Genomic DNA, 23,706 nt, shown 5'->3' on the forward strand with positions numbered 1-23,706 from the left:
CAGCCCAAACCACACATGTTACGGCATGTGTGGGGTTGTAGGACCACGGCGTTGCAAGAAATCTTGTGAGAAGAACAGCCTGGAAAGACTGACCACAGACGGTGACAGTCCGGTATTCGAAGCAAGACGAAGCATAGTGGTATCCTGAGTAGCGCGGAACACGAGGAATTCTGCGTGAATCTGCCGGGACCATCCGGTAAGGCTAAATACTCCCGAGAGACCGATAGCGAACCAGTACCGTGAGGGAAAGGTGAAAAGCACTTCGAACAGAAGAGTGAAACAGTACCTGAAACCGTGCGCCTACAAGCGGTCGGAGCACGAAAGTGTGACGGCGTGCCTTTTGCATAATGAACCTACGAGTTACCGTATTTGGCAAGGTTAAGGGTCACGAGACCTGCAGCCGAAGCGAAAGCGAGTCTGAACAGGGCGTCAAGTCAGATGCGGTAGACGCGAAACCAAGTGATCTACCCTTGGCCAGGATGAAGTCTGGGTAACACCAGATGGAGGTCCGCACCAATAAGCGTTGAAAAGCTTCTGGATGAGCTGAGGGTAGGGGTGAAAGGCTAATCAAACTTGGAGATAGCTCGTACTCCCCGAAATGCATTTAGGTGCAGCCTCGCGGGTTACTGATGTGAGGTAGAGCGACTGATTGGATGCGAGGGCTTCACCGCCTATCAAGTCCTGACAAACTCCGAATGCGCATCAGTTTTACCGCGGGAGTGAGGGCATGGGTGCTAAGGTCCGTGCCCGAGAGGAGAAGAATCCGGACTATCAGCTAAGGCCCCGAAATGACAGCTAAGTTAAACTAACGAAGTCTGATTGCTAAGACAGCTAGGATGTTGGCTTGGAAGCAGCCATTCATTTAAAGAGTGCGTAACAGCTCACTAGTCGAGGAATCGGGCGTGGATAATAATCGGGTATCAAGTTGTCTGCCGAAGCTATAGAATCAGCAATGATTGGTAGGGGAGCATTCCATTCAGCGTTGAAGGCGTGGCGTGAGCCATTCTGGAGCGTATGGAAAAGCAAATGTAGGTATAAGTAACGATAAAGGGGGTGAGAAACCCCCTCGCCGAAAGACTAAGGTTTCCTGATCAACGCTAATCGGATCAGGGTAAGTCGGGTCCTAAGGTTCAGCCGAACGGCGAGACCGATGGCAGAAACGGTTAATATTCCGTTACTACCTTTGAGGGTGACGTGGGGACGCAGCAGTGACACCGCCGCCGGCTGACGGAATAGCCGGTTAAAGAGTGTAGACGTAGATTTCCGCAGGCAAATCCACGGAAAGAGTCGAACTTGACAGTATGGAACGTCCTTCGGGACAATCCAATAGTGCGGGTAAGCAGACTGCCGAGAAAATCCGCTAAACATAACTTCAGAGGTACCCGTACCGCAAACGGACACACGTAGTCGGGTTGAATATACTAAGGCGCTTGAGTGAATCACGGTTAAGGAACTAGGCAAACTGACCCTGTAACTTCGGGATAAAGGGTCCCTACCCAGAAATGGGAGGGCGCAGAGAATAGGTCCAGGCAACTGTTTAACAAAAACACAGGGCTGTGCTAATATGAAAGTAGACGTATACAGCCTGACACCTGCCCGGTGCTGGAAGGTTAAGAGGAGATGTCATCGCAAGAGAAGCATTGAATTGAAGCCCCAGTAAACGGCGGCCGTAACTATAACGGTCCTAAGGTAGCGAAATTCCTTGTCGGGTAAGTTCCGACCTGCACGAATGGTGTAATGATCCGGACGCTGTCTCAACCGTGAGCTCAGTGAAATTGTAGTATCGGTGAAGATGCCGATTACCCGCGATGGGACGAAAAGACCCCGTGAACCTTTACTATAGCTTAGCATTGAATTTGGGCACGCGATGTGTAGGATAGGTCGGAGGCTTTGAAGCAGGCACGCCAGTGTTTGTGGAGCCGCTGTTGAAATACGACCCTTCGTTTGTTTGAGTTCTAACTTCGGGTTGAAGGACATTGCTTGGTGGGTAGTTTGACTGGGGTGGTCGCCTCCAAAAGCGTAACGGAGGCTTCTAAAGGTGCCCTCAGGACGATCGGTAACCGTCCGCAGAGTGTAATGGCATAAGGGCGCTTGACTGGGAGACAGACAAGTCGAGCAGGTAGGAAACTAGAGCATAGTGATCCGGTGTTTCCGTATGGAAGGGACATCGCTCAAAGGATAAAAGGTACTCCGGGGATAACAGGCTGATCCCTCCCAAGAGCTCATATCGACGGAGTGGTTTGGCACCTCGATGTCGGCTCGTCACATCCTGGGGCTGGAGAAGGTCCCAAGGGTTGGGCTGTTCGCCCATTAAAGTGGCACGCGAGCTGGGTTCAGAACGTCGTGAGACAGTTCGGTCTCTATCTATCGTGGGCGTATGAAATTTGCGTGGCTCTGACACTAGTACGAGAGGACCGTGTTGGACCGACCTCTGGTTTACCGGTTGTGCCGCCAGGCGCATCGCCGGGTATCTAAGTCGGGATCGGATAAGCGCTGAAAGCATCTAAGTGCGAAGCCGGCCACAAGATTAGATTTCTCAGGGTCGTTGAAGACGACAACGTTGATAGGATGCAGGTGTAAAGCTGGAGACAGCAAAGCCGAGCATTACTAATTGCCCGTCAGCTTTCCTTATCCGCGCGGAGCGGATGGAAAATTCATCGGAAGGATGATATATACGTTTAGCATGAAAGAAGTGCTGAAATTGCTTGCTTGTGAGTCATGAATACATAAATGATATTCAGGTGACTATTGCACGAAGGTTCCACCTCTTCCCATTCCGAACAGAGAAGTTAAGCTTCGTCACGCCGATGGTACTGCGCAAGTGGGAGAGTAGGTAGTCGCCGTCTTAACAGAGACCCTGAGGTAGAGATACTTCAGGGTTTTTTTGTGTCCGTACTGTCCGTGCGTCTGTGACTGCGTCCGTTTCCGCTCCTTCCGCAGCAGGCCTCCTCCCTCTGCTGACGGTTTCTTTCTTTCCTTTCCTTCCTTTCTTTCTTTCTTTCTTTCTTTCTTTCTTTCTCCCCTTGCTATCCTTTGTTTCCTTACCGCTCACCCGGACGGCTTTCAGAAATGCGCCTGGAGGCGTTTTCTCCGAAAAGGAGAATCATTCTTTATCGGAAGCTCTGGATGCGCTCAGAACGCACGAAAATCCCTTTGGAAGAGGGGCTATTTTGGAATGTTGTGTTTAGAGTAGAATTTTCAGAGGAGAACATAAAAAAAGCCGGAGTATTTACCCCGGCCTGTGAAAATATTAATTAGAAATTTTATTTCTCTGTATTGTCTTTGCTTGGATGAGGATAGTCAATCGTGTAATGAAGCCCTCTGCTCTCTTTTCTTTCCATTGCCTGGCGAGTGATCAGGTAACCTACATTAATCATGTTACGGAGCTCGCAAATCTCTCTGGAAGCCTTTACACGTTTAAACAGGCGTTCTGTTTCTTCATAGAGAATATCCAGACGGTTCCATGCACGCACCAGACGGAGGTTGCTTCGTACAATACCTACATACGACTCCATAATCTGATTGACTTCTTTCATACTTTGTGTAATCAGAATTCGTTCTTCGTTGCTGATAGTGCCTTCTTCATTCCATTCCGGAATATCTTCGTTGAAATCGTAACGGTCGAGTACACTGAGTGCGTGTTTAGCGGCAGAATCCGCATAAACAATGGCTTCTATCAGTGAATTGGATGCAAGACGGTTACCTCCATGCAATCCTGTGCAAGAACATTCTCCCAAAGCATACAGGCGCTTGATGCTGGATTGTCCGTCCAAATCGACCTTGATACCTCCACACAAATAATGTGCAGCTGGTGCTACCGGGATATAGTCTTTCGTAATATCAATTCCCAGGCTCAGGCACTTTTTATAAATATTGGGGAAATGTTTCTTTGTTTCTTCCGGATCTTTATGCGTTACATCCAGGTATACATGGTCTTCACCACGTTGTTTCATTTCATTGTCTATGGCACGTGCCACGATGTCACGAGGAGCCAATGAGAGGCGCGGGTCGTATTTCTGCATGAATTCTTCACCCGACAAGTTTCTCAGTACACCTCCGTATCCTCGCATAGCTTCTGTGATAAGGAAGCTGGGACGGTCGCCCGGATGATACAAGGCAGTAGGGTGGAATTGTATAAACTCCATGTCTTTGACAACTCCTTTGGCGCGATATACCATAGCAATACCGTCGCCTGTAGCAACCAATGGATTGGTCGTATGAGTGTAAACCGCTTCACATCCTCCAGTGGCCATGACGGTAATTTTAGAAAGGAATGTATCTACTTCACCTGTTTTTTCATTCAGCACATAAGCACCAAAGCATTTGATTCCCGGCGTGTGACGCGTAACGATAATTCCCAAATGGTGCTGGGTGATGATTTCTACCGCATAGAAATTACTGAAGACGGTGATATTGGGATGACGTTTTACTTCTTCTATCAGGCTGGTCTGTATTTCAGCACCAGTATTGTCTTTATGATGGAGAATACGGAATTCAGAATGTCCGCCTTCCTTGTGCAGGTCGAACTCTCCGTTGTCTTTCTTGTCAAAGTTTACTCCCCATTTAATTAACTCTTCTATTTGAGAAGGCGCATTGCAGATAACCTTTTCTACAGCGGCAGGATCGCTGATCCAGTCTCCTGCAACCATGGTGTCGTGGATATGTTTTTCGAAATTATCCACCTTCAGGTTGGTTACTGAAGCGATGCCTCCCTGTGCATAGTAGGTGTTCGCTTCTTCCAGTCCGGCCTTGCAGATCAGTGCAACCGAACCCTTATGCGCCACTTTCAGCGCAAAGCTCATTCCGGCAATTCCTGAACCGATAACGAGAAAATCGAATTTTCTTATCATAAGATTGGGTATTATAACGCAAAACTACAAAAAAGTCAGTTATATGATGCTCAAAAGCATTCTTTTTTGTGTGTCTCTGTAGATTGATTTTTAAAATACTTAAAGATGCGTTGGAGATGTTTTGTTTTCAAGCAGAATTTCTTATCTTCACGGGAAATTAAATCAAAAAATCAGACAATGAATCGTACTTTTCAATCAAAAGTTGGTTGGTGGTATTGGATAGTGATAGGAATAACTTCTGTGTTGTTATTCTTTTTTTTCTGGGAACATTATCTGCTGTGTACAATTCTGTGTGCAACTGTGGTGATTTTTGAAATCGAGATGCTGATTCATACGCAGTATGTAATTACAGAAGATGGCTGGCTAAAAGTAGAGACCGGACGGTTTATCCCCAATGCATCACTTGAAATAGATCAGATTCTTCGTATACGGAAAGTCCGTTCGATGGCTTTCTGGCAACCTGCTTTGTCGTTCGAGCGGCTAGAAGTCGTTTTTAAAAAACATGGAAAGGTTCGCTCCATTTCTCTCTCTCCTAAGAATCAGGAAGATTTTATCCGTTGCTTGTTGAAAAAGAACGAGGTAATTCAATTTTATGATTGAGACAAATAATTAACTGATAAAAATACTATGGTACGTGAGTTTAAAATCCGCAGAACTCCTTTTAAAGTGTGGTTAGGAGTCATTATTGTGATTGTAGCCATTGTGCTGATGGCGTTGCATACAGAAAACTATTGGAATTTGATGCCGATTGTGCTTCCCGTTTTATTGTTGATTGATGAGCAGATGACGCGTATTCAGGTACAGGAAAACGGGGATATTTGGTTGAAAAGAGGTTTTAGTGGAAGTATCAAGGCGTATGGAGTAAGACGGATTGCATTGCGTAAGAAAGATTCGTTGCTGAAAGGAAGAATTACCATATATTATACGAAAGGGTTCATTAATTTTGACCCGGCCGATTTAAAAGGATTTGTGGCTTGTGCGAAAGAACGCAATCCTCATGCAGACTATCGTGAAGAATAATCATTTCTAAAACTTGAATGGATTATGAAGTATCAATTAGCTATAATTGGTGGTGGCCCGGCTGGATATACAGCTGCTGAGATGGCCGGAAAAGGAGGACTGAGTGTAGTTTTGTTTGAAAAGAACAACGTGGGCGGAGTTTGTCTGAATGAGGGATGTATTCCCACAAAGACCTTGCTGTATGCGGCGAAAGTACACGATACGGCTTTGCATGCATCGAAATACGGTGTCAACGTGAAAGAGGTTTCAGCCGATTTAGGAAAGATTGTAGCTCGGAAAACAAAAGTGGTCAGAAAATTGGTACTGGGTATCAAGGCAAAGCTTACGGCACAGAAGGTCACTTTGGTGCATGGGGAGGCTTATATCCAGGATACACATACAGTTCGTTGTGGTGAGGAGTTGTATGAGTGTGAACAGATGATAGTATGTACAGGCAGTGCGACTTTTATTCCTCCTGTGGCAGGGCTTGATTCGGTGAACTACTGGACACATCGGGAGGCACTGGATAATAAAGAAATTCCTTCTTCTTTGGTCATTGTAGGAGGGGGAGTTATCGGTATGGAATTTGCTTCATTCTTCCACAGTTTAGGAGTAAAAGTAACGGTTGTGGAAATGATGGATGAAATCTTAGGAGGAATGGACAAGGAGTTGTCAGGTCTTCTACGGGCAGATTATGCCAAGAGAGGAGTGAAGTTCTTACTGAATACGAAAGTAACCGGAGTGACACAGAAGGAAGACGGAATAGAAATAGAATATACTTGCGGAGAAGAAAAAAATACCGTTTGTGCCGAAAAACTGTTGATGAGCGTAGGACGCCGGCCGGTAATGAACGGATTCGGATTGGAAAACCTGAATCTGGAACTTACGGCGTGTGGAATGGTGAAAGTAGATGAACATTTGCAATCTTCTGTGCCGGGAGTATATGTGTGTGGTGATTTGAATGGAGTATCTTTGCTGGCTCATACGGCTGTACGTGAAGCAGAGGTGGCAGTTCATCATATTTTAGGAAAAACAGATGCCATGAGCTATCGTGCCATACCGGGAGTTGTTTATACCAATCCGGAAATTGCTTCTGTCGGTTGTACGGAAGAAGCGCTTACACGTGAAGGCCGTGCTTATCGTGTAATAAGCTTGCCCGCAGCTTATTCAGGTCGTTTTGTGGCTGAAAATGAAGGTGTGAATGGAGTCTGCAAGGTATTGGTAGGAGAAGATGAAGAGATTTTAGGAGTACATTTGCTGGGAAATCCGGCTTCTGAATTAATTATTCAGGCAGGAATGATGATAGAAGACAGACGTAAACTTTCGGACTGGAAAAAGTATGTCTTTCCACATCCTACGGTAGGCGAAATCTTTCGCGAGTTATAAATTGAAGTGTTGAATGAAACGGATAAGCGGAGTATTATTTTTTTTATTTCTTTGGGCCGGTTTTCTTCATGCCCAGACGTTATTAACAGATGAGTTAAACAAGTTAATATCTACCGACCCCTTGTTGAAAACCTCGGAAGTAGGTATTGTGGTTCATGATTTAACTGCAGGCAAGGAGCTTTATAGCTATCAGGCAGACAAGTTGTACCGGCCGGCTTCTATTGAGAAAGTGATTACTGCAGTAACGGCTTTGGATGTATTAGGAAAGGATTTTCAGTTTCAGACTACACTTTCATACGATGGTGTGGTGGAAAAAGGGATATTGAAAGGAAATCTGTACGTAAAAGGAGACTTTGATCCGGAGTTTATGGAGTTGGATATGGACTTTCTGGTTAGAGCCGTGAAAGAGGCGGGCATACAAGCTATTTCCGGAAAACTCGTGGGTGATGTTTCTTTGATGGATTCCATATACTGGGGAGAGGGCTGGTCATGGGATGATACTCCAGAAGCTTTCCAGCCTTATCTTTCACCGCTTATGCTGAACAGAGGATGTGTGGATATTAAGGTTTCTCCTTCTTCTAAAGGGAAAGCTGGCGTAGTGGAAATTACTCCAGAATCGGATTATTATCAGTTGAATAATCGTTCTATAAGTCTGCATCCCGAAGCTGGAAAACTGAAAATAACGCGTGACTGGCTCACAAACGGCAATACGATAGATGTTTCCGGCAGTGTTTCTTCTGTTCGTAAGCGTACGCTGAATCTGTATGATTCCAAGCGGTTCTTTATGGATACGTTTTGTTACAAGCTTAAGAAAGAAGGATTGTCCGTATCGAAAGATAGTATCTTCTTTTTGACAACTCCCGATACAGTACAATGGATTTATACTTGTCGTCGTCCGGTAGAAGCTGTATTGAAGCGTGCTTTAAAAGAAAGTGACAATCTTTCTGCAGAGGCTTTGTTCCGTCAGTTAGGATGTATGAATGGAAAGCATACTTCGCATATTTCTTTTAAGGATTGTCAGGGAGTAGTGGAAGGATTTATGCGAAATACATTGGGATACGATTCTGAGAATTATCAGATTGTAGACGGGAGCGGTGTTTCTTTGTATAATTATGTATCTCCGCGTCTCGTTTTGGCTTACTTAAATTATGCTTATCGTCATCCATCCTTATTTCGGGTTTTCTATGATTGTCTGCCTGTAGCAGGAGTAGACGGTACACTTCAAGGTAGAATGCGTACGGGGAAAGCATTCCGTAATGTAAGGGCAAAAACAGGAACTGTTACAGGAATTAGTTCGTTGGCTGGTTATTTGACATCCGTGAACGGGCACAAAATTTCTTTTGTTATCATTAATCAGAATATACTGAAGGCTCGTCAGGCTCGTAAACTACAGGATAAAATTTGTGAGTTATTGATACGTATGAATTGAGTAAGAAAGTACGATGAAACGTATTTTTAGTAGAAAAAATCAATAAATACACAAGAAGTAGCACAATTTTATAGGTTTTGTGAACAAATATTGTACCTGGATTTCGACTAACTTTTGTATTTTTGTCTGCGTAGAGAGAAAGAACTTTAAACAATAACATAAAGTTGTTCTCTGTTTTTCGGGGAGCAACGGAAGATTTTAAAATTTATAATTATTATGGTAAACTTTTCACTTGAAGGTAAGGTAGCCCTTGTAACAGGTGCTTCTTACGGTATTGGTTTTGCTATTGCTACAGCCTTTGCTAAAGCTGGTGCAACTATCGTGTTTAACGACATTAAACAGGAATTGGTTGACAAAGGTTTGGCTGCATACAAAGAAGAAGGAATCAATGCACATGGTTATGTATGCGACGTAACCAATGAAGAAGCCGTAAATGCACTCGTAGCACAGGTAGAAAAAGAAGTAGGTGTAATTGATATTCTGGTAAACAATGCAGGTATCATCAAACGTATTCCGATGTGTGAGATGTCAGCAGACCAGTTCCGTCAGGTTATTGATGTGGATTTGAACGCACCGTTTATCGTTTCAAAAGCTGTTATTCCTAGCATGATTAAGAAAGGTCACGGAAAGATTATCAACATCTGTTCTATGATGAGTGAATTGGGCCGTGAAACTGTTTCTGCATACGCAGCTGCAAAGGGTGGTTTGAAAATGTTGACTCGTAACATTGCTTCTGAATATGGTGAATTCAATATTCAGTGTAATGGTATCGGTCCGGGTTACATCGCTACTCCTCAGACAGCTCCTTTGCGTGAACGTCAGGCTGATGGTTCTCGTCATCCGTTCGATGCATTTATCGTGGCTAAAACTCCGGCTGCTCGTTGGGGAACTCCGGAAGATTTGATGGGTCCTGCTGTATTCTTGGCTTCTGACGCATCTAACTTTGTAAACGGTCACGTATTGTATGTGGACGGTGGTATTTTGGCTTATATCGGTAAACAACCTAAATAAGTTAATATTTATTTTGTAGATAGAATGTCATTCTGGGGAAGTATGTATGGACTTTCTCAGAATGACTTTTTGGTAAATAGCTAAAGATAATATTATGAGAAAGACTTTGTTTGCTGCCGCTGCTTGTGCCACTGTATTGTGGACCGGATGTAGTAAATCAGAATCTGTCACTGTGACAATTGCCAATCCCTTGGCTATAGAACGTACAGGGGAAATGGTGGAAATTCCCGTAAACGATATTTATACGCAGTTAAATCTTTCTGACACTGCGCAGTTTGTAATCTATGATGAGAAAGCTCAGGAGGTTCCTTATCAGTTGACATACGATGAGAAGGTGATATTTCCTGTGTCTATCGCTTCAAACGCTTCAGTGAATTATACAGTACAGCAAGGAACTCCTTCAATGGTTAATGCAGTAGTGTATGGCCGTTGCTATCCGGAACGTCTGGATGACATTGCGTGGGAGAATGACCGTGCGGCTTATCGTGCATACGGTCCGGCATTGCAGAAGAGCGGAGAAAGAGCCTATGGATATGATGTCTTTACAAAGAGTGTAGAAGAACTCGTCGTAGAAGACCGTTATGCAATGGAGCTGGATTCTGCCTCACGTGCGGAAATCAAAGCGTTGAGAGAAGCTGGAAAGAAAGAGGAGGCAGACAGCTTGTCGCGTGCTATCTCTTATCATATTGACCATGGAAACGGAATGGACTGCTATGCGGTTGGCCCTACTTTGGGAGGTGGTACTGCAGCCTTGATGCCGGATTCTGCGATTGTATATCCTTATTGTTACAAAGATTATGAGATTTTGGATAACGGGCCTTTGCGTTTTACCGTGAAACTGGTATTCAACCCTTTGGTGGTAAAGAACGATTCAAATGTGGTAGAAACTCGTATCATACAGCTTGATAAAGGCTCTCAGCTGAACAAGACTACGGTTTCATACGAATATCTGACACAGGCTACTCCGGTAGCAGCAGGGTTGGTGCTTCATGCAGCAAATCCTGAAGGATATGCGTATGATGCAGCTAAAGGATATATCTCTTATGCGGACCCCACCACAAATGCTCAGGCTGGTAACGGTATTGTATATGTAGGAGCGGTATTCCCTGCTTCGGTACAGACTACTACACAGTTATTTGAAAAACCGGTAGGAGATGCATTGGGTCATGTATTAGGTATTTCTACGTATGAACCGGGTAATGATTTTGTATATTATTGGGGTTCAGGCTGGAGCAAATATGGCTTTGAGAAAGCAGAAGACTGGACAAATTATTTGAAGGATTATGCTGAAAAGGTACGTAATCCGCTGGTGGTTACCATTCAGAAATAATATATACCTATAATTATAAAAAAGGCGCAAAGCAGATACAAGGATTTGCTTTGCGCCTTTCTGTTTCTTAGGGAAAGACCTTGAATTCATATCCTTCCTTTAGCAGCCACTCAATGGAGCGGGGAAGAGCATATTTAAGGTTTTCTTCCGATTTCAGGGAGTCATGGAACGTGATGATAGAACCGTTCCGGGCATATTTCTTTACCTTCTCAAATACTTGCGGACCATTGAGCCGCTTGCTGTAGTCTCGCGTAACCAAATCCCACATCACAATCTGGTATTTCTTTTTCAACACATGGTATTGCATCCACCGCATGTGTCCGTGAGGAGGACGAAATAAGTTGGTCTGCAAATAAGCGTTGGCCTTATCGGTATTGGCCAGGTAATTTTGACTTAAAAATTCGAATCCTCGTATATGGTTAAAAGTATGATTCCCGATACGGTGTCCGCGTTCCACTACCATCTGGAATTCTTTGGGATGCTTCCTTACATTATCGCCCACCATGAAGAAGGTAGCTTTAATTCCATATTTGTCCAGTAAATCAAGTATCCAGGGAGTTACCTCAGGTATGGGGCCGTCATCAAAAGTGAGGTAGACGGCTCTTTCTGTTTTATCCATGCGCCAGAAAGCTTTTGGATAAAGCAGACGGATAAATTGTGGAGGTTGTTCTATGAACATGTTTTTCGTCGTTTTTAAGAGGTTTGTTTTGCAGAAAGAATTAAAAGAAAGAATGTCATTCTGAACCGGCAAAGGTGGTAATATTCTCTGTGGTATTCAGAATGACATTCTGTATCTGATACATTCAATCTCTTTTGTATTATTGAGCAGGAGCGCTATTGCCTACTCGTTTTTCCAGCAGTTTGTACAGCTGGTCGAACTTTTGAGCATAATGCAAAGCTGATTTGTTCTCTTCACCTGTCTTGCTGTCCTTCATTTGTGCCATGGTCTTGCATACATCATCCAGAATATAGAAATAACGCATGCAGTTTTCGTATGAACTTGCGAAACGGGCATCGTCCAGGCTCAAATACCAGGTAGCATATTCTACTGCATTGTTGGCCAGTTCATTGAGAATCTTTTCAGCTTTCTCCGTTTGTCCCAATGCCAGGTAGTTTTCTGCCATTTCCTTGGAACTGCTCATCAGGTAATCGTGCGGAACGGTGGTCGAAGGAATCACTTTTTCGCAATAATCCAATGCTTTCAGTGCCTTATCCTTCTTGCCTTCCTTAATCAACTGGCTGGTCAGCTGTACGAACATGCGGCGATGCGTATCGCACATGCGCAATACCGTTTCATCCAGGTAAATGTCAGGGTTGTCAATGCCGCCGAACTTGAACTTGTTCATCAGGTTGTCGTACATCTTTTCGCTGTCGAGTCGTCTGCCTAATTTCGCATTGTCAAACGGAGTAATGCGATAAGCCAGACCTTCCTGCAAGAAGTTATTGGTCAGGTTCAGGTGATTGTCAGAACCCACGGTGATAGCCATGTACATCGGACGTTCCCAGTTGGTGTTGGCCAACATTTCCAGCATCATCAGTTCGCTCTTATACAGCACTCGTTTACCTTTCAGCGAGATATGCATGTATTCCGGAATAGAATCAGGTGTCAGCATACCTGAACGTTTGATGGCTTCCTTATCCAGTTTTATGACGATACTGTCGGTCGGAATCATCTGTAAGTCTTCCTTCGGTGAGCGTACCCAGTGTTCCAGAATGTTTTTCAGTTCGTATGGATTATCTCCAAACTCCTTGGCTGCCTCTTCCGGATTCTTTTTGTAGAATTCAAGAATGGTCGGCATGGCATCAGGACGTACGTACACCGCTTCGTTGTGACCGGATACATAGTCAATACGATCCCAGTTGATAGGTACTGAAGGAGAGTCGTATGCCGGACGGCGCATCTGGTCGATGTACCAGTCAGTCTGCAAGTAACTCAGGTTGCAGACACGTACATCCGTGCGTACACCTTCTGTTTCCTGATTATACCACAAGGGGAATGTATCGTTATCACCGTTGGTAAAGAGAATCGGATTTCCCTTTTCCGGTACAGAGTTCAAGTAGTTCTGTCCGAAATCGCGGCATGTATAGCGGTCGCTGCGGTCGTGGTCGTCCCATGTCTGGCTTACCATTTGCACGGGCACCAGCAAGCAGACCACACTGGCTAAGATAGCCGCAGGCTTTTCATTGATTTTCTTGCTCAGGTATTCGGCTATGGCTGCCACTCCCAGTCCAATCCAGATGGCAAATGCATAGAACGAACCGGCGTATGCATAGTCTCGTTCACGAGGCTGCTGCGGTGTCTGGTTCAGGTAAAGCACGATGGCCAGACCGGTCATGAAGAAGAGGAAGAAGACAATCCAGAACTGCTGGATACCCTTTTCTCCCTTATAAGCCTGCCAGAACAGACCGATAAGTCCCAAAATCAACGGTAAACAGTAGAATACGTTGTGTCCTTTGTTATTTTTCAGTTCACTTGGGAGCAGCGTCTGGTCGCCTATCAACATGTTGTCGATAAATGAAATACCGGTAATCCAGTTTCCATGTTCAATTTCTCCTTGTCCCTGAATGTCATTTTGACGTCCGGCGAAGTTCCACATGAAATAACGCCAGTACATGTAGTTCAATTGGTAGATAAAGAAGAACTTGATATTATCCCATTGTGTCGGAATCTTGACCATAATCATCTCTCCACACTGGTCGTAGGGAACCTGACGTCCTTCTACTCCTCCCAGCCAGTCTTCGTAGGCCTGTGCATGTGCATCGCTGTACATACGTGGGAACAACATGTTTTGAGCGTATTTATACTCTGTTTTATGACGTACAATTTCGTAACTGTCTTTTTCATCCGGACGTTCCTTTTCTTTCCGCTGGTATACCGGAGCACCTTCTTCCACGTCATACACGCATCCTCCTTCAGTAGGTTTCAATGCAGGTTTGGAAGCATAAGTCTGTCCGTAGAATAACGGGCGGGTACCGTATTGTTCACGTCCCAGGTATTCTCCCAAAGTAAAGATGTCTTCCGGAGAGTTCTGGTCCATTGGTGTATTGGCCGAAGAACGGATGACAATGACTGCATACGAAGAATAACCTACCACAATCATCATCATGGCTAGTAAGCTGGTATTTAGCGTGCGTGCGCTGACACGGTATTTCTCACCGATATTGGCAAAGAGGTAAATTGCTAAAATAGCCAGTACGATGATGCCGATGAAGACACTGCTCCAGCCATGGCCGTAGAACGGAATACCCAGTAGACCGACAGTGGTCAGGAAAGAGATATTCATCCGCTTGCGACTTTTCACGGTATAGCTTTCGTACACACCCCAGATGATGCTTGCGGCCAGAATAATCATGTAAATGATGACACCCGTATTAAATGGCAGACCGAAGTCGTTGACAAACAGCAACTCAAACCATCCACCTACCTTCACGATACCCGGTACGATGCCATACAATACGACAGCTACCAGAATCATGGAACCAGCCAAGGCTATCAGACTGCCTTTCAGGTTGGCGTTGGGGTTTTTCTTGTAATAATATACCAGTACGATGGCCGGAATACACAGTAAGTTCAGCAAGTGTACACCGATAGACAATCCTGTGAGGTAAGCAATCAATATCAGCCAACGGTCGCTATGAGGCTCGTTAGCCCGGTTCTCCCACTTCAGAATCAGCCAGAAAACAACGGCAGTGAAAAGGCTGGAATATGCATATACTTCACCTTCTACTGCACTGAACCAGAATGTATCACTCCATGTATAGGCCAGTGCACCTACCAGACCAGCTCCCATGATGGTAATCAGCTTGCCCGTAGTCATCTCTTTGTCATCGGGGCAAATCAGTTTCTTGGTCAGGTGAGTAATACTCCAGAATAGGAACAGGATACATGCCGCACTCATCAGGGCACTCATTATGTTCACCATTTTAGCCACTTGAGTTGCATCGCTGGCAAATTGGCTGAACAGGTTGGCTGTCAGCATGAAGAAAGGTGCGCCAGGAGGATGTCCTACCTCCAGTTTGTATCCGGTGGTAATAAATTCCGGACAGTCCCAGAAGCTGGCTGTCGGTTCAATGGTCATGCAGTAAGTAAATGCAGCCACTGCAAAAGCGAGCCAGCCTACCAGATTGTTAATCTTGTTGTACTGTTTCATGAATTATTTTTAGTTTCTCGTTAAAATTCAATGCGGCAAAGATAGCAAACATTTGCTAATCAAGTCTCAAAAGTAAATGATAATGTTGCAAAAGGCGTTAAAAGCAGCCTTCTACTCTTCATGGTGATGGCATTTTAATATTCGATGAGGCAGATTGCCGTGTCCTAACAGTTCGATAGGACATTCAAAATGTGCTTCCAACCATTCGGCAGAGACCTCCGTATCTGGATGGTAATCCAGTGTGCCGTTTACACAGGCAATGCTTTTTACGTTTTGCAGGATGGTGCCGATATCGTGACTCACCAGCACGATGGCGCACTCTTTGTTGATTTCTTCCAACAGTGCATAAAGACGAGCCTCAAAACGCTTGTCAATGTATGTATTGGGTTCATCCAGAATGACGACTTCTGGATTGGAGACGAGTGCGCGTCCCAATAAGGCCCTTTGCAGTTGTCCGCCACTTAATTGTCCGATGGCTCTTTGTTCCAAACCTTCCAGTCCCATGCGAACAATAGTTTCCCGTACCTTGTCATGCTGTGCCTTAGAGAATGAACGGAACAATGATTTTTGTTTATTTAGTCCAGAAAGAACCACTTCGTACACTGAAATGGGAAATTTCTTGTCTATAGTGTTGTATTGGGGTAAATACCCCATTGTAATTTCACTCACTTCCTTTCCTTGATGAAAAAACTGAATTTTTCCAGCCGTAGGTTTTAGTAAGCCTAAAATAATTTTCATCAAGGTGGTTTTTCCTCCTCCGTTCGGGCCGATAACTCCAAGAAAATCCTTTTCTGCAATTTCCAGGTTGATATGTTCCAGCACTTTTTTCTGATCGTATGCAGCGGCAATCTCAGTCAGTCTGATAAGCGGTTGGTTCATTAAGATAAGTTTTAGTTATTGTTTTTGCTCAGTGATTTGGCTATGTGAATCATTTCTTTGTTCCAGTCATAGCTTAACGGGTTGATAGGAACGATTTTTAGTCCCAGTTCCTGGGCGATTACTTCCGCATTACGCTGATCGAATTCCTGTTGCACGAATACGACTCTTACTTGTTTTTGTTTGCAAGTTTTCATCAGTTCTTGCAGATGGCTCGGTGAAGGTTCCTTTCCTCCTTCCTCGATACTGATTTGCTGCAGGCTGTAGTCTCGGGCAAAGTAACTTAATGCCGGATGGTAAATCAGGAAACAATAGTCAGCGTTCGCCAAATAGCTCTGCATTTCACGTTCGGTACGGTTGATGACCTGTTGCAGGCTGTCCAGTCGTGTCTGATAGTAAGCCTGGTTGTCAGGATCTATTTCAGACAATGCCTTGCAGATGTTAGAGGAAATAATGCGTGCATTCGAAATAGAATTCCAGATATGAGGTTCTACTCCGTCTATATTTCCATGTGTATGGGCATGAGGATGTATTTCATGAATGAGATCTACTCCTTGTGACATATCATAGAAAGGTAGTTTGGGGGTGTTAGCTTGCAATCTTTCTGCCCATGCTTGTTCAAATCCGATATGGCCGATGCGCAAATAAGCCTTGCTTCGTGCCAGTTCGACGAGTTGCTGAGGAGTAGGGTCGTATATTTCCGGATTAGCTCCTTTGGGAACGATACTGACCACTTGGAATTTATCTCCAGCAATAGCTTCTGTGAAGAACCGTAACGGCTCAATGGTGACTGTCAGGGTGGGGGCGTTTTCTTTTCCTTGCTGTCCCGTACAAGATATAGTGAGAAGCAAGATACCTATTAAAGCAAAAAAATATTTTTTCATTTGTTTGTGCCGTAAAGTATAATACAAATATAGTAGTTTCTTTTGGTAGCGGGAGACGCATTTGTTTATTTTTAGGTTCTTTCTTTGGTTGCCCGAAGAATTTCTCTTTTACCTCCCGGAGGGCCAGGGAGTCGTTCTACGGTGAACCCAGCTGCTTGCAACATTCTCCTAACCACTCCTTTTGCGCAGTAAGTAGTTAGGATTCCACCAGGATTCATTTGGTTATATAAATTATTGAAAAGTGCTTGATTCCACATCTCTGGTTGCTTTTCGGGAGCAAAGGCATCAAAATAGACCACATCATAATATTCACTAAATGAAAAGTGAGTAAAATCATTTTCTATTTTATGTAATGTGAAATAAGGTGTTATTTTTACTTCCTGGTTCCAAGGAGCAGTGTGCAGTGCATAGAATTTCTCACATTCTTCGGGCGCAATTGTTTCTGGATAGGACAGTTTATGTACAATCTCTTCCGAAAGAGGAAATCGTTCAATGCTGGTAAAGTGAATGGCTCTTTGACTTTTTTCTGCTTCCAACAAAGTCAGAAAGGCATTCAACCCTGTGCCGAAACCTATTTCAAGTACGCGAGGGTTTATTGCCTGAGCGTGATTCAATCCCATTTGAATAAAAATATGTGCTGACTCAGTCAATGCGCCTTTCACGGAATGATAATGTTCATTCAATTCAGGAACGTATAATGTATTGCTTCCATCAGCCGTCGGTTCAAGTGTAATCATTTTTATATCAACAGTCTTTTGTTAAACAAATCTGGCTATTCTTTTGTGGAGCTATTTGTTGGGTTTTAAAAAGCTTTCCGGAAATTTCACCTCTTGTTCTGTATGATTCTTAGTACGAATCCAAGTACGGAATCCTTTTTCGCCTTCGGTCAGTTCGATAATACGAGCTCCGTTGGACAAGTTGTTATAAACCGTATTTCCACCGGTGTAGCGCCCGTATGCTAAAAGAATGCCTTGCCACATTACCGCATAATCATTATCGTGATCATGTCCTACAAACACTCCTTCAATGTCACCCATTTCTTTCATTGCGGTGAAAAGACCTGAATTTAAGACAGGGGCACATGCTTTTTCTTTCCGGGTGCCGAACAATGCTGCATTTTCATCGGCTGCAGCCTGATTGTATTCAGGAAGAGGAATGTGGAAGAAAGCCAGCGAAGGAAGGGGAGTTCCACCGTTTGTCTGTGTATATTTTGAACTGTTCTCACGGTACCATTGAATTTGGTTGAAATCGATATAATCATATCCTCTCACGCCCTTTATCTGTGAATAAGAATGGGAATCGAATATATAAAGGATTTCAGCATCCTTCTGTCCATCGGATGATTTGATTGGCAGAATAAAGTTGGTGGTACCTGAAATGCCCTTTGTGGTGGAAGTCAGGCTATAGGGAATACGTTGAATGATTTTCAATAGCTCTTCACGGGAAAGTCCTTGTTCGTCATCATGATTTCCGAAAGTTACAGCAAAAGGGATTTTTCGTTTAGATACCTGTTCCAATACGGTGCGCATTCCTTCTTCTGCGGGTTTGCCGTAGATAATATCTCCAGTAAACATTACCAAGTTTGGATTTTCAGCATTCAGCACTTCATTGATGCGTTCAATGGCTACTTCTGCGCGCGAATCATTAAAAATATAGTGTACGTCAGTAAACTGAACGATTTTAAATTTTCCGTTGGCATTAAATCTTAAGTCTTGTGCATAAGCCAATGTGGCTATACATAACAAGTAATAGATGCAAAGAAGTTTTTTCATGTTCCTATTAATTTTTTCGAAGACGATTTTCGGTCGTTTTCGCAAAGATAGTCATATCTTTTGAGCATGAAAAATTTGCATTGGTTTTCTATCCGATGAACCGGAATACTCCCAAGGCTGTGGCTACGATGATGGCATAGCGTGCCAGTTTGCCAATAGTCATAGCAATAGTGGTAATCCATACATTGCCTCTCATAAATCCCAATGCAATAAGTAAGGCGTCTCCAATGACGGGAAGAAAAGAGAAGAAGGCCATCCACGACCCTCTTCCGTGAATAAACCGGATGGCTTTGTCCATTTGTTTTTTGTCTACTTTGAAGTATTTTTCAATCCATTCAGTTTTGCCAATTCGCCCTATCCAATAGCAGGTAAAACCTCCGAGTGCATTTCCTGCAGTTGTGAAAAGTGTGGACCATACAGGGTCCAATCCTAATCCGATGCAGGCTAGTAGCACAACTTCCGAACTGAACGGTAGGATGGTACCGGCCAGGAATGCAGAGAGAAACATTCCCCAGTATCCCCAGTCTATTAGAAATTGAATAAATGCATCCATAAATTCATGATACATACGCAGGTCCAGATTCCAAGGGATACCCAAAGAAAGATACGGGTAAACCGGTTGAAGGTCAGTGCCAGTAAGTGACCACCCATGACGGAACCTACGATTAATGTCATAAGAAAATAAGTATTGAAATGTGAAGGCAGAAGTAGCATACAAGCCAATGTGCCTATTCCTGTAATTATCAGGACACGGAGCATGATACGCGTTTGTACTTTGTCTTGGTAACTATGTAGTATACATTCTATACTACAAATGGCTATGAATAAGATTGCAATACCTCCGGAAATTAATTGCGGTAAAGAAAGAATAGAATAGTCGATTGGAGAAAAACAGGTAAGTGCTTTGAAAGGTAGCCAGGTTTCTTCCATGTTTCCAGCGTAAAGATGATAGGCCAATGCAATCCAATAAGGAAGGAGGAGACCGATGAGCCCTGCAAAGAATGTACGGAGGGTAAAAGCCCTTAAACCAATCATATAGAAATAAATCAGCGGGACAAAGTATAGCACTTGCGGAAGTAGAAAACTGCTGATACCGAGACAGAGGAAGCTATGAAAAATAGGAACCGGAGCATATACCGATTCATAGCTTCGGAACAAATAAGAGAAAGATACGGTGAACAATAAGGGAATCCATTGCTCATGTGAATAGGCGTGCAAAAAAGGTAGCCCACTTAAAAAGAATAGAAATATGGCCGCATGAAGTGTTGTACGTGTCCGGATGAGTGAGAATGTGGTGTTCAATTCAATCAGGCAGTAGACTATAGCTCCGTGGATGGCCAAAGAAAGTAAATCTGTCTTTTCCTGATAGGTGATGCCATACATGATAAGACAGATAATAATAGTCACCGGAAGAGTTGCTCTTCCGGTGGCCAGTTCATATTGAAATCTATTTCGGGAAAGCATGTGTTACAGGTCAAACCCGATGTCTGAACGGAAATATTTTTTCTCAAAACAGATTTTACCTGCATTTTGGAAAGACTGTGCCAAAGCTTCTGCCTTGTTGGCTCCGTAAGAGCTGACAGCAATGACACGTCCTCCGGCAGTTACTACCTGTCCGTCTTTCAAAGCTGTTCCGGCATGGAATACGATACTTCCTCCTGCTTTTGCTTCTTCAATGCCTGTCATCGGGAATCCTTTTTCATAAGCTTCCGGATAGCCGCCAGATACCAGCATGACACAGACTGCAGAACGTGGATCAATTTCCAATGTCTTTTCGTCCAGATTACCTTGAGCCACACCTTCAAACAAGTCTACTAAGTCACTCTTGATGCGCAGCATGACGCTTTCTGTTTCAGGGTCACCCATACGGACATTATATTCGATTACCATCGGTTCACCTTTTACGTTAATCAGTCCGAAGAAGATAAATCCTTTATAATCGATACCTTCTGCAGCCAGTCCTTCTACTGTAGGACGGATGATACGGTCTTCCACCTTTTTCATCCATTCCGCATCTGCAAATGGAACCGGAGAAACAGAACCCATACCGCCTGTGTTTAATCCTTTGTCACCTTCACCGATACGTTTGTAGTCTTTGGCTTCTGGCAGGATTTTATAGTTCTTTCCATCAGTCAGTACGAACACCGAGCATTCAATACCGCTCAGGAACTCTTCGATAACTACTGTAGCAGAAGCATTTCCGAACATACCGCCCAGCATTTCTTTCAGTTCTTTCTTGGCTTCTTCCAATGTGGGGAGAATCAATACACCTTTTCCTGCGCACAATCCGTCAGCTTTCAGTACGTAGGGAGCTTTCAGGGTTTCCAAGAAAGCCAGTCCCTCTTCCAGGTTGGCTGCAGTTACGCTCTTGTATCCGGCAGTCGGAATATGATGACGCTGCATGAAACCTTTGGCAAATTCCTTGCTTCCTTCGAGTACGGCTCCAGCCTTTGATGGACCGATAACTGGTACTTGCTTCAATTCGTCATCGTTTTTGAAGAAATCATATACCCCCTTCACCAATGGGTCTTCCGGACCTACTACTACCATGTCAATGCCGTGGGCCGTTACAAACTGCTTGATACCTTCAAAGTCATCGGCTTTGATAGCCACGTTTTCGCCTACTTCACGCGTACCGGCATTTCCCGGAGCGATGTATAACTTTTCAATTTTCGGGCTTTGTGCGATTTTCCATGCCAGTGCATGTTCGCGTCCTCCTGAACCTAAAAGTAAAAGTTTCATATATGTATCTGTTTTTTAGTCTATTATTTCAAATGGTCTTCAAAATAGCGGGTGATGTGTTCGTGCAGGTGTACACGGTCACGTCCCATCATGTTATGTCCATCTTCCGGATAAACGAAGAAGTCCGGATGGGTACCAGCTTCAATACAAGCTCTCAGGAATGAGTAACTGTGTTGTGGTACACAAGTGGGGTCCGTACCTCCGATAATGATTTCCAGACGGCCTTTCAGGTTGCCAGCCTTCTGTTTCAGGTCGGAACCCTTGTATCCTTCCGGATTAGACTGTGGTGTGTCCATGTAACGTTCACCATACATTACTTCATAGAACTTCCAGTCAATGACCGGTCCTCCAGCCACACCTACCTTGAAGATGTCAGGATAAGTCAGCATCAGGTTGGTTGTCATGAAGCCACCGAAGCTCCAACCATGTACGCCGATTCGTTCACCGTCTACATAAGACAGTGATTTCAGAAACTCAGCACCTTTTACCTGGTCTTTCATCTCTTCTACTCCCAAATGGCGGAATGTACAGTTCTCAAAAGCCAATCCTCGGTTGTCACTTCCCCGGCTGTCTACTGTCAGCATCACATACCCTTTCTGAGCCATGTATAAATCCCATCCTCTGGCATCATAAAAACGTGTGTTGTGGATGAGCTGTGCATGCGGTCCACCATATACGTAGATAATGGCCGGATATTTTTTGTTAGGGTCAAAGTCCACGGGTTTAATCAGGCGGTAATACAAGTCTGTTTTTCCGTCTGCCGCCTTAAAGGTACCGATGGTAATTTCCGGCAACTTAAACAGGCTGTTCATCGGGTCATCAGCTTTCAGCAATGTAGTTCCTTTCTTTCCGTTGGTAGGCAGCAAAGTGATTTCACGTCCTACTTGGAATGAAGAGAAGTTGTCAATCAGGTAAGTACCACTTTCAGAGAGTGAAGCCCGGTGCATGCCGTCTTTTTCTCCTAGTAATGTTCGTTTTCCGGTTTTTACGTTGAGGCTGAACAGATTGGTTTGCAGCGGAGATATTTCTGTGCTACCGATAATAATTTCCTTCTTTCCTGCATTGAATCCAAGAATATCCTGCACCAGCCAGTCGCCTTGCGTCAAAGGAGTTACTTTCAGGTGTTCCAGATAGGTACTTCCTTCCAATTTGCCATTTTTCCATGTACCTTCTCCTTTTACCTTTGTATCTATCAGATACAAGTGGTTGAAACCGTCGCGCTGACTCTGATAAATAAATTTACTTTCGTCCCACGGCAGGAATACCAGCGGATGTTGAGGCTCTACGTATTTCGGATTCTTTTCTTCATACAATACCCCTTCTCGTTCACCTGTGGCAGCCTGATAGCTTACAAGTTGGGCATGATTCTGGTCACGGTTCAGTTCGATGACATAAATATGCTGCTCATCGGGCGACCAGCTAACGTTGGTAAAATAACGGTCGGTCGGGTCACCAGCCTGAAGGTAAGTTACTTTTCCAGTCTTTACATTGTACACTCCTACCGTTACTTTGTGGCTGGTCATTCCTGCCATCGGATATTTGTCTGGCTCAAGAGTTGCGATACGAGTCGATGTATTCACCTGAGGATAGTCTGTGACCATACTCTGGTCCATACGATAAAAAGCCAGATAGCTTCCTTTCGGGCTCCAGAATGTACCTTTATAAATACCGAATTCGTTACGATGTACAGCTTGTCCGTAAACTACCCCTTCTTCTGTTTGTGAAGGATTAATCTGGTGACTTTCCTCCCCTTTGCCGGTTACAAACAAACCGTTACCGACGGTATAGGCCACTTTGTCATTGGTTTTGCAAAAGTCAAGGTTGGAAGCTTTTTCGTTCAGACGGAAAATATTTGTAATTTTTTTCTGGCCGAAGTCATATTCCACCCAATAATTGTTCTGCTGAAATACAATGACTTTACGTTCTGCCCAAGGCAATGAAGCCGACATCAGGCTGCGAAGCGGTTTTAGTTCATGCGACAGCTGATAGGGCTTTTCTCCTTTTTCAATAGCTTGATTTACCTCTTTCAGTGTGACAAGTATGGTTTCCTTGCCGTCTTTCAACTGAATGCTGCGGATGTTTTCCACATCCGCACGTATACATACATCTCCCCACCATTGCAGTCCCGGAATGTTTTTAGGAACTAGGTTAAAATAATTGTTTCCGCCCGGAATCACATCTTCCAGTGTATAGGCTTTCTTTTCCTGGGCAAAAGTGGTGAGAGTGGTCATACAGCACAAAAAGAATAAAAAGAATATACGTTTCATATTCTGTCC

The 23,706-nt window shown here is 44.1% G+C and carries 17 protein-coding genes and 2 rRNA genes; 8 read left to right on the top strand and 11 right to left on the bottom strand.

The window, feature by feature from the left end; translation table 11 throughout:
• Both BACPLE_RS06645 and rrf read left to right on the top strand, forming a co-directional pair.
• A 23S ribosomal RNA gene (locus BACPLE_RS06645) occupies positions 1-2,631 on the top strand; the annotation flags it as partial.
• Between the two features lie 106 nt (positions 2,632-2,737).
• Positions 2,738-2,846 (top strand): 5S ribosomal RNA (rrf, locus tag BACPLE_RS06650).
• Positions 2,847-3,263: 417 nt separating this feature from the next.
• On the opposite strand, the gene nadB is transcribed toward rrf, so the two are convergent.
• A complete protein-coding gene (gene nadB, locus BACPLE_RS06665; RefSeq protein WP_007560129.1) occupies positions 3,264-4,850 on the bottom strand; it encodes an L-aspartate oxidase in 1,587 nt (528 codons plus the stop codon).
• A gap of 177 nt (positions 4,851-5,027) precedes the next feature.
• On the opposite strand from nadB, the gene BACPLE_RS06670 reads away from it, so the two are divergent.
• The 6 genes from BACPLE_RS06670 (at position 5,028) to BACPLE_RS06695 (ending at position 11,005) form a co-directional block, all read left to right on the top strand.
• Positions 5,028-5,450, top strand: a complete 423-nt coding sequence (locus BACPLE_RS06670) for a PH domain-containing protein (protein WP_040312587.1) — start codon at positions 5,028-5,030, stop codon at positions 5,448-5,450.
• 27 nt (positions 5,451-5,477) lie between these two features.
• Positions 5,478-5,870: a hypothetical protein gene (locus BACPLE_RS06675; RefSeq protein WP_007560133.1), complete on the top strand. Its 393-nt coding sequence runs from the start codon at positions 5,478-5,480 to the stop codon at positions 5,868-5,870.
• Positions 5,871-5,894: 24 nt separating this feature from the next.
• Positions 5,895-7,235 carry a dihydrolipoyl dehydrogenase gene (gene lpdA / locus BACPLE_RS06680; protein ID WP_007560135.1) on the top strand — a complete coding sequence of 447 codons (1,341 nt, stop codon included), beginning with the start codon at positions 5,895-5,897 and terminating at the stop codon, positions 7,233-7,235.
• 13 nt (positions 7,236-7,248) lie between these two features.
• Positions 7,249-8,664, top strand: a complete 1,416-nt coding sequence (dacB, locus tag BACPLE_RS06685; protein ID WP_007560137.1) for a D-alanyl-D-alanine carboxypeptidase/D-alanyl-D-alanine endopeptidase — start codon at positions 7,249-7,251, stop codon at positions 8,662-8,664.
• A gap of 216 nt (positions 8,665-8,880) precedes the next feature.
• Entirely contained in the window at positions 8,881-9,675 is a 795-nt protein-coding gene (locus BACPLE_RS06690; RefSeq protein ID WP_007560139.1) for a gluconate 5-dehydrogenase, read from the top strand.
• Positions 9,676-9,769: 94 nt separating this feature from the next.
• On the top strand, positions 9,770-11,005 hold the full coding sequence (locus BACPLE_RS06695; protein WP_007560142.1) for a DUF4861 domain-containing protein: 1,236 nt from the start codon (positions 9,770-9,772) through the stop codon (positions 11,003-11,005).
• 67 nt (positions 11,006-11,072) lie between these two features.
• Here the strand turns inward: BACPLE_RS06695 and BACPLE_RS06700 are convergent, their stop codons facing one another.
• The 10 genes from BACPLE_RS06700 to BACPLE_RS06745 form a co-directional block, all read right to left on the bottom strand.
• Positions 11,073-11,684: a polysaccharide deacetylase family protein gene (locus tag BACPLE_RS06700; protein ID WP_007560144.1), complete on the bottom strand. Its 612-nt coding sequence runs from the start codon at positions 11,682-11,684 to the stop codon at positions 11,073-11,075.
• Positions 11,685-11,823: 139 nt separating this feature from the next.
• Positions 11,824-15,156, bottom strand: coding sequence for a DUF2723 domain-containing protein (locus BACPLE_RS06705; protein ID WP_007560145.1), 3,333 nt, complete (start codon positions 15,154-15,156; stop codon positions 11,824-11,826).
• Between the two features lie 111 nt (positions 15,157-15,267).
• Positions 15,268-16,035, bottom strand: a complete 768-nt coding sequence (locus BACPLE_RS06710; RefSeq protein ID WP_007560147.1) for a metal ABC transporter ATP-binding protein — start codon at positions 16,033-16,035, stop codon at positions 15,268-15,270.
• Between the two features lie 11 nt (positions 16,036-16,046).
• Positions 16,047-16,916, bottom strand: a complete 870-nt coding sequence (locus BACPLE_RS06715) for a metal ABC transporter solute-binding protein, Zn/Mn family (protein WP_007560149.1) — start codon at positions 16,914-16,916, stop codon at positions 16,047-16,049.
• A gap of 71 nt (positions 16,917-16,987) precedes the next feature.
• On the bottom strand, positions 16,988-17,650 hold the full coding sequence (gene mnmD / locus BACPLE_RS06720) for a tRNA (5-methylaminomethyl-2-thiouridine)(34)-methyltransferase MnmD (protein ID WP_040312589.1): 663 nt from the start codon (positions 17,648-17,650) through the stop codon (positions 16,988-16,990).
• 54 nt (positions 17,651-17,704) lie between these two features.
• Complete coding sequence (locus BACPLE_RS06725; protein WP_007560153.1) at positions 17,705-18,688, bottom strand: metallophosphoesterase family protein; 984 nt, start codon at positions 18,686-18,688, stop codon at positions 17,705-17,707.
• Positions 18,689-18,776: 88 nt separating this feature from the next.
• Positions 18,777-19,241, bottom strand: coding sequence for a YqaA family protein (locus tag BACPLE_RS06730; protein WP_007560155.1), 465 nt, complete (start codon positions 19,239-19,241; stop codon positions 18,777-18,779).
• The gene (locus tag BACPLE_RS06735) at positions 19,217-20,152 is read right to left on the bottom strand and encodes a hypothetical protein (RefSeq protein ID WP_007560157.1); all 936 of its coding nucleotides are present in this window, start codon (positions 20,150-20,152) and stop codon (positions 19,217-19,219) included. The genes BACPLE_RS06730 and BACPLE_RS06735 overlap by 25 nt, the downstream gene beginning before the upstream one ends.
• Before the next feature lie 3 nt (positions 20,153-20,155).
• Positions 20,156-21,430: a phosphoribosylamine--glycine ligase gene (gene purD / locus BACPLE_RS06740; RefSeq protein WP_007560159.1), complete on the bottom strand. Its 1,275-nt coding sequence runs from the start codon at positions 21,428-21,430 to the stop codon at positions 20,156-20,158.
• Between the two features lie 23 nt (positions 21,431-21,453).
• Entirely contained in the window at positions 21,454-23,697 is a 2,244-nt protein-coding gene (locus BACPLE_RS06745; RefSeq protein WP_040312562.1) for a S9 family peptidase, read from the bottom strand.
• Positions 23,698-23,706 lie beyond the last annotated feature (9 nt).

The organism is Phocaeicola plebeius DSM 17135, from assembly GCF_000187895.1.
Lineage (GTDB): Bacteria > Bacteroidota > Bacteroidia > Bacteroidales > Bacteroidaceae > Phocaeicola > Phocaeicola plebeius.